Source organism: Elusimicrobiota bacterium (genome assembly GCA_028718185.1).
In the GTDB taxonomy this organism is placed as follows: domain Bacteria; phylum Elusimicrobiota; class UBA8919; order UBA8919; family UBA8919; genus JAQUMH01.
Genome location: JAQUMH010000003.1, coordinates 86,811 through 99,327, shown reverse-complemented (window position 1 = coordinate 99,327; position 12,517 = coordinate 86,811). Strand labels below are relative to the sequence as shown.

Annotated in this window: 1 protein-coding gene (running past one end of the window); it reads right to left on the bottom strand. The window is 43.1% G+C overall.

Going from position 1 to position 12,517, the window contains the following annotated elements; all coding sequences use genetic code 11:
• Positions 1-12,491: the 5' portion of an Ig-like domain-containing protein gene (locus tag PHE88_06195; protein ID MDD5687402.1), read on the bottom strand. 42,238 nt of this gene lie to the left of the window's left edge; the window shows 12,491 of its 54,729 coding nt (coding positions 1-12,491); the start codon lies at positions 12,489-12,491; its stop codon lies beyond the left edge, outside the window.
• Between the last annotated feature and the right edge of the window lie 26 nt (positions 12,492-12,517).

Sequence of the window (12,517 nt, the reverse complement as noted above, 5' to 3'; positions counted from 1 at the left end):
CCGGACGGGTATGTATTCGGGTCACCGCAGGTACCGGAAATTGTTGTTAAATCGTTATAAAATGTGTTTCCTGTCTGGAGAGGACATGTTATGGTTGAGGTCGGCATTGTTGTATCATATACAAATGTTGATGAAGAACCGTAAGGAGTCTCCCATAATAAAGCCTTGTCCTGAGATTGAGGATAAATTGCATACTTATGGTCATTCTGGAAGTAGGAACTGCTCCAGTCAGTAAATGTCCATGAAGAAGTATAAATTACTCCGTCGTTCCACTGTTCAGTCCCCCAGCTGCCTCCTCCATTATACCAGCCGTTACCACTATCTTCAGGTAAACGATGAATTTTTAACCGTATCGCATTAGAACCTGATTTATTATCCGAAAAACTCCCCCAAAGCTGCGAAGGTGCTTTCGCTGCATTTATTGGAACCAAATTTTGCGGTATTGTTACCGTTGTTTCCGGCGGTGTATTATCACAGTAGAATAAATTATTTGTACCTGAATTTCCTGTAATGTCAGAATCTGCATAATCAATTTTATTGCCCGCTTCATCTTTTACTCTCACCCAAATCCTGTAATCAGTATTATTGGACCACGATGAGACTGGAATTGTATATTTCCAGGTACCGGAAGATACCCCATGCGGATACCAATCAGCAGGCATCCAGAGTTCGTCAGTACTACCGGGCCAATCAACCCAGTCAGAACCGCCCCAGTATTTTGCCGAGCCGGTTACCTTCTTCACAATAATCTCAACTGTTGTTGAACCCAAAACATTGAACTTACCGTCAGCGCTCGCTGATAAATCATTTGCCGTACCGGAAATAGTCGCTAATGTTGTTGCAGGATAATATTTAGTATCTAACGGAAGTTTTATTGATACCGTAGGAGTCGTTGATTCAACAGTAAATGTAATTGTGTTTGGTGATGTCTCAATATTTTTGGCAGTATCTGTTGCAACCGTTGTAAGTTCATATGTTTGACCGTTTGTCCAGCCTGACTGTAAATTTGCATGTGTATATGTCCACTCAGAACCACCTATCGAACTTAGCCACGGGTCAGGAGCGCTACCCTGCCAACCGGAATCACCCCACCACCACTCGTTAACACCGGCTTTTTTTATCTTGACACCGACACCCAAAGTATCAGAGGAAGCAATACCGGAAATGGTTGCAAATGGTTTAATATATCTTCCATTCATCGGTACTGTTGCGGTTGAAGCAGGCGAAGTGGTATCATAAGTAAATGTATTTGAGGTAGGTGAGCCTTCGTTACCAGGGATCTGGTCATATCCTTTCGCAAATATTGTGTAAGACCTGCCGTTAATCCATACATTTGACTCATAATCTATCGTGTAACTTGTCCAGGATATTGAAGTTGCACCACCGCCTGACGCATCAAACCACGTGTTGGAATCGTCTGTCCAGCAGGCAGAGGACGCAGAAACACCGAGCCAGTATGTTGACGGGTAAGTAAGGTCCTTGACTCTTAATTTAACACTACTGACATTAGAGGGATAAGTGCCCGAATCCTGTGCAGTTCCTGCAATTTGTGTAACTGATTTCCTTTTTGTTCCGGTCCCCGGGTCTGATATTGTTGTTGTCGGTCCCTGTGAATCGATAACAAATGTTCTTGAAGAAACATATGACGCTGAATTATAATTTTCGTTATTTATGCTGTCCTTACCCCATATTTTCAGTATATATTTTTTATCGTGCGTCCATGAAGTTGGCGCTATCTTATACCAGTATGTTGCTGCATTTGAAAGAACGGCTGTAAATGTTGTTACAGGCGTATCCCAGCCTGAACCGGACCAATAATTACTATTATCGCTACGGATAAACTGTACATATATATTACTGACTCCTGCCGGCACATCAGAACAATATCCGGATACGGTTGAAATAGCAGAATACCTGGCATTTGATGTCTCGTTAGGTGATGTAAGTTCCTGCGGCGGTGCCGATATTGAAACTGTAGGCGGCTTGTTATCAAAACGGAACGTGATTGTATTGTCTAACTGTTCAATATTTGTCGCCTCATCTCTCGCCTGTGTCCTGAGATAAAATGTCGTTCCCGGGATAACAGGCGAATTAGTCCATGCAGCTGTACTTACAAAATCTGCATGTGAATAATACCATGAAGGACTTATACTAATCCACCCGCCGTCATCATCAGTTCCTGAATTCCAGCTTCCTGTCCACCAGTATGTTGTCCCGCCTGTAATATGTTTTAACCTGATTTTAACGCCGACACTATCTGCATCGGCATTCACAGATATTGTAGGAAGTGTGGAAACAATTGACCCTCCCGATGGAATTGCTACTGAAGATGCCGGCGATGAAGTATCAACAACAAATGTTTTTTGAACCGGGCTTGCCTCGTTCCAGCCGGCAATATCCTGACTGCGGCTTCTTACCCTGTATGTGTTACCGTTTGTCCAGACGGCAGTCGGATATATTATAGTATATGTCCAGGTTCCGGATGAAGCACTTGCTGTATATGGAGTATACACAACCGGCAGGTAAATCCCGGAATCATTGTCACTGACCCACTGTTGTGAGGCATTTAAAGTTTTTAAATAACCTACTGTAGCATCATAAATATTTACACCTTCAAAACCTGAATTAATTCTCAAATTAACATTATCCCCGGCATCAGCAGCAGTACCGGATATTGTCGCAAACATCGGTATTTTTGTACCATTTGCCACGGAAGGAAAAGTAAAGGTTGAAAATGGTGCAGCGGCATCATACGTAAATGTCTTTTCTGTGTATGGTGATTCAACATTTCCTGAAACTGATTCACTGTCATTTCTGGAGGAGTCATAACCGCGGCTCCTTATTTTGTAGGTATAATTATCTTCCCATGAAGCAGTGGTCCTAAACACACCACCGCCTATATATACATCACCGGCAGTACCGGAAGAATACCATACAGAATCAGAACCCCACTTTGTTGTAGCCCACGGGTTATAATATCTTACCCGCGCGCCATCATAAATCTGCATTTCTACTTTAGAGACGCCTGCCTGATTTATATAGGGTCTGTCACCAATATTACCGCTAATAGTAGGAAGCGAGGCAAGCACTGCACCCTCGGTAACGTTAGTAATGGTGGTTGTGGGCGCACTGACATCCCAGAAAAATGTCCTTGTCGGCGGTGATGATTCTCCGTTTCCGATAGCATCAAACGCTTTTACTGTTATCTGATACTGGTTTCCTGTTGTAAATGTTCCGCCGCCAATTGTATAAGCCCAGCTAACCGGTGAACCACTTACGCTGACCGTTGTAACTGTTGAGCTTTGAACCCAGCTATTATTGGAACCCTGCCAATAAGTACTGCCAAGTGTTAAGTTCCGGATAGTTACATCAACTTTTTTTATACTTGAGGTATTATTTGCATCTTGCGATGTTCCTGAAATAGAGGTAAGTTCTTTTAAATAATAATCATTAGTTGACGGTTTGCCTATTGAAGAGGCGGTCGGCGGAGTCGTGTCAACCTTAAATGTTCTGGTGGTATATATAATAGCGTAATTGCCGGCACGGTCCATTGCCCTTACTATACAATCGTATGATATATCAGTTGTCAATGTCGGCATTTCATCGGTCCCGGCCGGATACCACCATGCGGTTGTATTAGACGATAGTGCGCAAGCTCTCCAGTATAAATCACCTGTTGAATCCTCTTTCCAGCCCTCTGCATTTGTTCCTGCATAATACGTTGCATTACCTTTTGATAAATCACGAATCCTTATAGATACAGAAGCAATACCGACAGCAAATTTGCCTTCCCCAGGAACAACATCTCCGCAATTACCAAAAATACTTGAAATTGAAGACGAAATATTGTTTGGAGAATCAAGCGGATAACTAATTGCCTGTGTAGGTCTTGTTATATCATAATAAAATGTCGTGTACGCTTTTAACAGTGATTCGGGATTCCCTGCCAAATCAGTCGCTCTGGAAACAACGGAATATGATGTACCGTCAGTTAAATCTTTTGTTGAAATTGCAATATAATACCAGTCATTTCCCGAGGAACCCGTAGCAATAGGCCAGTTGTCACCACCGCTAAACCCGCTTCCGGTAATAAAAGTTTGCCCGTCAGTTAGCCGCTTTACCTGAAGCTGTATTTGTGTATAGTTAAAATCTGTATCAGAAGCGGTACCGGAAATCTGACCTATATATGTATTATTTACATACATCGGCGGTTTGGTAACCAGTGTCACTAAAGGTGTTGTATCGTAGGTAAATAGACGGGTTGAATAAGCAACTGTATAATTTTGAGGGCTTGCTGTATCTTTTGCTCTTGCTCTTATCCTGTATTGATGCAAGGTCGTCCAAGACGAGACAGGGACTACATAAGTCCATGTACCTGTTGAACCGTTACCACCGGTATATGCATTAAAACCGGTAGAAATCCATAAAGTCAAGTCCTCGTTATTTAACCATTTATTACCATCCCATGTATAATTCGAACCATATAAATCAACAATGTTCAATTCAACACCGTTATTAGAAGGTATATTACCAAGCGGAGCATCATCATATGCCGTACCGGATATTGTAGGCAACGAGGTTATACGGTTATTTGCGACATCAGCCGGGCTTACAACTTCTATTGACGGTTTGCTGTTATCGTATGTAATTGTAATCGAGTACGGTATTGTCTGGATATTTCCCTGAGTCGTAGTTGTGTCATTATCTGCTTGTCTGGCTTTATCCTTTGCCTTACATACCATTGTATAACTACCCTGATTTTGTAGTCCGGCAGCATTATCGGCAGATGGGATAACCTTTTGCCATTTTGCACCCTCTTGCCCTAATACCCAGTCAGGAGTAATCCAATGTTCTGTTGATTCAAGCGTTGATGAAGATGCCCACACGTACAAATATTTTGAACCCTGCTGTATCATAAATTGTACACCACCGTCGTTCAGGTCTGCTATCCCCGAATCATCTACAGTTGCAGGGTCATTATCGGAACAAGTACCGGATATTGTTAAAATTGAAGAGTACCTGCCGCCACCGGTATAATTTGTTATTTCTGATGTCGGCGGTGTAGGGTCATACATAAATCTTTTTACTGTCGGTGTTGAATTTTGAACATACGCATTAGCATCAAACGGCAGAGCATTTCCTGCACTATCAACTGCTCTTGAACGAATCTCGTAGACATGTCCTGATGTCATATTTGCGCCGCCAAGAACATAATACCAGTTAATGCTTGTACCGGTTCCACTTTTCGTACAGACAACTTTTGTTGTAATGTTTACATCAAATGATGCAGGTAACCACTGGGTACCTGACCAGTATGTACCGTTGGGCCATAGCGCAGATAATGTAACATCTTTTATCGCAATTTCAATCAAAGCATTGGAACGATTATCAACAGACGTACCGGATATTGTTGTTAAATCCTTTCGTGCAAAAAAGTTTGTCTGGTCATCTGTATCGGGCCTGACTATTTTAACAGAAGGCGGAGCTAAATCAACTATAAAAGTATTTGAGTTAACAGTTGCCGTAAATGTTGTTTCCTCATTTGCTGTCGGTTGTACCTGGTCCCGTGCTTTAGAAGTTAAAACGTACCATTCAGAAAGACCGGTTGCTCCGCCATACCTGTATACCCAGGAAGAACTGTAAACTTCGGCGTCATTCCACTCTGCCGTACCTTCCCAACTTCCATTAGCGCCTGAACCTGCTTTCCAAAACTGGCCGTCAACTTTCCTTTGCAATTTTATTTTTACGCCGCTTATTGCTAAATTATCATAATAAAACCCGTAAAACGACGGAAAACCTGTTGTCTCACCCTGGTCCATCGGGTATTGTATTGTTGAGGTTGCTTTTTGAGTATCAAACCACACGGTCTGCCATGACTTACCCGACACATTTTCATTGTTACCTGTTGGTAATGCAGAGTCTTTTGCCGCTGTTAAAATTTGGTATGAGGTACCATTCTGCAGTGAATCTACCAGTTGTTGTGAGAAATATAACCACGTATCCGATACTTCACCACCACTATCCGTAGGAACTATATCCACACCACTAGCACCATAAGACCATCCATCTGATGTCCATATATCGCCATTTGTCATCTTCTTTACTTTTAGATTTATTCCGCCGGCTTCTATCGCTGTATCAAATGATGAATTTCCTGCAATTGCTCCAAGTGATGAAATATATGTTACATATGGCCAGCTAATAGCCGACACAGGTTTCTGCTGGTCCCATATGAATGTACGGGAAGAAAGATTTGTATCATAATTTGACGTCTGCTGCTTGTTCGCAGGATTTGAAGCGTCATATGAATTCGCTAATATATTATATTTCCATCCTGATGTTGTCGGTATTACTGAAAAATTAGATGTCCATACTCCAGTCGAATATCCTACATAACCGGCATCTAACCAGTACCAGTTGGATTCGCTCACGGGCGTCGCTACCCAGCCGCCGGCACTATACATTACATTGGCGCCTGCTCCGCCATCTCCGCCTGCAGGTATTACACGGATACATACCTTTACTCCATCTGAATTTATTTTTCCGCTACCGGAATCGTCATCCGCTGTTCCTGATATCATCGCAAGTGATGACCTTCGCTTCGTTCCGCCACCGGGTGCGGAATCACTATCGGGCGTTGTTATCTTTGAGTCAGGCGGGGTTGTGTCCCACCTAAATTTACTATCATGATATGTTTTATCGGATTCCGTATTGCCGGAACCGGCTGTCTCACCTATACTCGTTACTGCATTGTCTATCGCTTTACTTCGCAACTTATATGTGGAACCTGATACTAATGCCTGCGTGCTGTAAAATACGCTCTTCCAGTCACTCCACCCGCCGGATATTGATGCGCCGTCATTATAATATAACCCGGTATCCCAACTACCTGATGTTGACCATATGTGGAACGACATTGTATCGTCGTTATTTGATAAACACCATTTCACGATATATATTCCACTCGCTCCTGAAGATGGATTGTCTACTGATGTACCGGAAATTGTCGCTAACGGACTACCAAGTGATGAGATTATTCCGCCGCTCGGCGTTGTTATTGTTGATACGGGTACTGTGGAATCATACCAAAATTCCTTCACCGTATCTGTCGAACCCTTACTGTATGCTCCATATTCTTCTAACTGGTTGCCGGCATTATCACGGGCATAAACACGGGCTTCATATTTATGTCCGCTCGTCATCGCTGTTGTGCAGTCATACCACCAATGAACTAATGTTCCTGAACCGTCTTTCTGACAAACTACCTTAGTGGAACCATTAACTACACCGGCAAACCACTGGGAACCGTTCCAAAAACTCGTCCCCAACGTCAAGTCTTCTAATGTTATTTGTATCTGGGCATGCGAACGATTATCATATGATGTGCCGGATATTGTTGTCAGGTCTTTACGGGCGATTGTATTATTATCTGTGTTAGGTCTTGTTATTAATGTAGGTCCGCTAAATGCGGTGTCGGCTATAAACCGGTTTGATGATACACTTAAGGTAAACAGCGATTGCGCATTCTTGGTACCGTCAGCTTTGGAAGAATTGTCGTATGCCTTCGCTGTTATCCAATACCAGTTACTTAAATTAGCGCCTGTATATACATATGTCCACGTGGAATAGCCTAATGTCGGATTGTAGCCTAAATCGGCATCAGGCCAGTCAGCCAAAGGCGGGGCGCCCCAAGTACCGCCACTCCATACTTCCGCAGAATCTTCGTCCTGTAAATATATCTCTACCTTGGAGATACCGGAAAGATCATCTGCTGCGGTTCCGGAAATGGTCGGTAATGCGGTCGTCTCACCATTGTTTGTAGGATATGTAATTTGGGTCGTCGGAGGCGCAGAATCGTACCACACAGTCCACCATGACTTGCCGGATACATCTTCGTTGTTGCCTGTTGGCAATGCGGAGTCTTTTGCCGCTACTAAAAACTGGTATGAGGTACCGTTTTTTAGTGAATCTACCAATGTTTGTGAGAAATATTGATACGTATCCGATACTTCTCCGCCACTATCTGTAGGTAGTATATCCACACCACTAGCACCATTAGACCATCCTCCTGATGTCCATATATAACCATCTGTCATTTTCTTTACTTTTAGATTTATTCCGCCGGCTTCTATTGCTGTATCAAATGAAGAATTTCCTGTTATCGTTCCAAGTGATGATATATATGATACATTAGGCCAACTAATAGCGGACACGGGTTTCTGCTGGTCCCATATAAATGTACGGGATGAAAGATTTGCATCATAACCTGACGTTTGCTGCTTGTTCGCAGGACTCGATGCATCATATGCATTCGCTATTATGTTGTATTTCCAACCTGATGTCGTTGGTATTACTGAAAAATTATATGTCCATACTCCTGTTGAATATCCTACATAACCGGCATCTAACCAGTACCAGTTGGACTCGCTCACGGGCGTCGCTACCCACCCGCCCGCACTATACATTACATTGGTGCCGGCGCCCCCATCTCCACCTGATGGGATTGCACGGATACATACCTTTACTCCATCTGAATTTATTTTCCCGCTACCTGAATCGTCATCCGCTGTTCCGGATATTATCGCCAGTGATGACCTCCGCTTTGTTCCTCCACCGGGGGCAGAATCACTATCAGGCGTTGTTATCTTTGAGTCAGGTCCATTAGTATCCCACCTAAAACGACTATCATAATACGATTTGTCGGATTCCGTATTGCCGGAACCAGCTGCCTCGCCTATACTTGCAACTGCATTGTCTATTGCTTTACTCCGTAACCTGTATGTGGAACCTGATACTAATGCCTGCGTACTGTAAAATACGCTTTTCCAGTCATTCCACCCGCCGGATATCGATGCGCCGTCATTATAATATAACCCGGTATCCCACGACCCGGATGTTGACCATATATGGAACGACATCGTATCGGCATCATTTGATAAACACCATTTTACTGTAGATACTCCACTGGCTCCTGAAGATGGATTGTCTACTGATGTACCGGAAATTGTCGCTAACGGACTACCAAGTGATGAGATTATCCCGCCACTCGGCGTTGTTATTGTTGATATAGGTACTGTTGAATCATACCAAAACTCCTTCACGGTATCTGTTGAACCCTTACTGTATGCTCCATATTCGCCAAGCGTGTTACCGGCATTATCCCGGGCATAAACACGCGCCTCATATTTATGTCCGCTAGTCATTGCTGTTGTGCAGTCATACCACCAATTAACTAATGTTCCTGAACCGCTCTTTTGGCAAACAACCTTGGTAGAACCGTTAACTGCACCGTCAAACCACTGGGAACCGTTCCAGAAACTTGTACCCCACGTCAAATCCTCTAATGTTATTTGTATCTGGGCATGCGAGCGGTTATCGTATGATGTGCCGGAGATTGTTGTCAAGTCCTTGCGGGCTATTGTATTGTCATCCCTATTAGGTCGTGTTATTAGGGTCGGTCCGGTAAATGACGTGTCCGCTATAAATCTGAAAGATGATGTGTCTACTGAAAACTCTGTCTGGACATTTTTGTCACCTGTTATATTCTTTGAGGAATTGTCATAACCCCTGGCAGTTATCCAATACCAGTTACTTAAATTATCACCTGTATATACATATGTCCAGGTTGAATATCCTAATGACGGATTGTATCCCAAATCTGCATCAGGCCAGTTGTCCAAAGGCGGTGCGCCCCAACTACCGCCGCTCCATACCTCTGCTGAATCTTCGTCTTGTAAATATATCTCTACCTTGGATACTCCGGAAAGCCCATTGGAATCCACACAGGTACCCGACAATGTCGGCAATCCTGTTGTCTCGCCGTTCTTTATCGGGTTTGTAATTTGGGTTGTCGGAGGGGCAGTATCATATGTAATTGTATATTTTACCGCCCATGTCCCGTTGTTTTCCGTATTGGTCGCTTTATCCTGTGCCTGGACATATATCTGATAACTTGTTCCGTAAGTTAAATCACTGGCTGATATTTCATTGTAACTCCACACGCAGGGATTACCAGCTGTAAATGCGGTCGCATTCCTTGAAGTCTCTCCACCCCAGCTACCACCCGTCCACCAGTCATTTGATGTCTTTGACATATTTTTAATTTTAATTTTTACGCCTGGATATTTCAGTGCAGCGACCGTCGGGTCGGTATCAGATGATGCTGTTCCTGAAATTGTTGGTAATGAAGTTAAACTTATATAATTCGCATTAGGATATTTAACTTCAGACAGCGGGTTTGATAAATCATAAACAAATTGTGTTGAATATGTAACAGAATAAGTACCGGCTTTATCTTTAGACCTTATCCTTATCTGATATTTATCGCTATTTGTTGAAGCATTTACAACATATTGATATGTGTATGTCCAGGTACCCGAAGAATAACCTACAAATGTATTGGTCGCAATCCATACATTATCATCAAGCCCTGACTGCCAGCCGCTACCGTTAAGTTTCCACGTAGCAGGCGCGCCGGTTCCATCTACATCCTGTATATTTATTTCAATTGCATTAGTATCCGCTATTCTGATACCATCTTCACAGGTACCTGATATAGTTGGAAGAGAATTTATTTTTTCTCTTGTTGAAGGCGGCTCTGTCACTACAACATTAAGGGGCGGTGTTTTATCATAAATAAACGAGGATATATTAACTGTCCATGTAAACGTGTTTTCGGTATTCCCGGAGTTTGATGCTTCAGTTGCAGCATCATATGCTTTATCAATAGCACGCATTCTTACCCTATATGTCGCTCCCTCTGAAAATGCAGTTGAAGAATACTTGAGTTCATATTCATTCCTTGCTTCATATCGGCTTGCTGTTCCATTGAAATACATATCTATCCAGTGAGGATAGTTTGTCTCGAAAGTTGCAGAAGATGTCCATGCATTATATGATTGCGTATCATCCCCGTTTGCAATACATATCTGTGCTTTATTGACACCTGCATTAGTGGTTGCGCCGGTATCATCCGCATTCCCGCTTATTGTCAGCAGTGAGGAAAGGTATAAACCGGAAGTAGGATACAAATTGGAAGAGTTGGGTTTATTTGTTTCATACCAGAATCTTTTAACAGTCGGTGTTGAACCCTGCACATAACTATCACCCTGGTTTGAGGCAGACACCGGCGCCCAGTTACCTATGGTATCCTGAACACTGCTTACACATACTTCGTAAATATGACCGCTGGTCAAACTATTGGCTGAAGGAAATATATATCCCCACACAGCCGGAGTAGGTCCTGTATCAAGATTACATATAGCATACGTGGAACCATTTACGGCACCTGAAAACCAATTATTACTCGTTGATGACCAGAAACTTGTTGTGCCGTTACCTATTGACCTGTCAAGGATTGTTATTTTGACTTGTGTAATATTACCGGTTGCACCACCGGCTGACATATCAATAACAGTCCCGGAAATTGTCGGTAGTCCGGACACAGTCCGTGCCATACCCTCATTATCACTATTGGGTATTGTTATTTTAGATTGAGGCGGTGATGCATCTATAGAAAATGATATACTTGAACGGTATGTTGTAAAATCCGTCTGGGTAGTGCCTAAATTATCTACTCCTCTACATTCTATCCAATAGTTGCCGGTGGGCATATTAACAGGTCCCTGAATTGACCAGGTACATTTATCTACTGAATAACTTGAGTTGGCTCTTGTATCGCTTCTTACCCATATTGCTCCCGTATCCCAACCGCTATCAGTACCCTGCCAGTATTTTCCGGAGTATGTTCCGGTTTTTGCAAATAGTAAAACCTCTACCCTGTTACATTTTGAAGACGGATTACCGTTTGCGTTCACGGTATCTGATGCCCAACCTATAAAATACGGGCTGGTTGCTACATCTCCGGTTGTAGGTGGAGAGGCGGTAAACGACGATATTGCCGGGGCACTGTCCCAGGTAAATGAGGTGCGATTGACTGTCCATACTCCGGGCGAATATAACTCGGTATTAGAGACATTAACGACAGGTCCTCCTTCTGCGGCTGTCATTTGTTTTGTGTTATCATATGCTCTTGAACGGATTATATACTGCTCGCCGGATGTAAACGGAGTGCCACCACCGGCATCCGTGGATTTTATCACTAATTGCCACGGTGACGGTCCTGAAGTGGCTTCCTGCCACCAGTTTAAGAGATTTGAATCATTAATCCACGTGCCGGAAGTCGTCCAATTATAGTATACATAATTATCATCTGCTTTTGAAATGCGGACCTGTACATTATAGACACCAATTCCTCCGCTGTTATCTGCTGCTGTTCCGGATATTGTTCCCAATGACGATAGAAATGAATTACAGGTAAATGCCGTCATTGATGAAGTCGGAACCCCGGTATCCCATAAAAATCGCTTTACGGTAGGTGTTGACCCTATTACATAACTATCACCCTGGTTTGAGGCAGACACCGGCGCCCAGTTACCTATGGTATCCTGAACACTGCTTACACATACTTCGTAAATATGACCGCTGGTCAAACTATTGGCTGAAGGAAATATATATC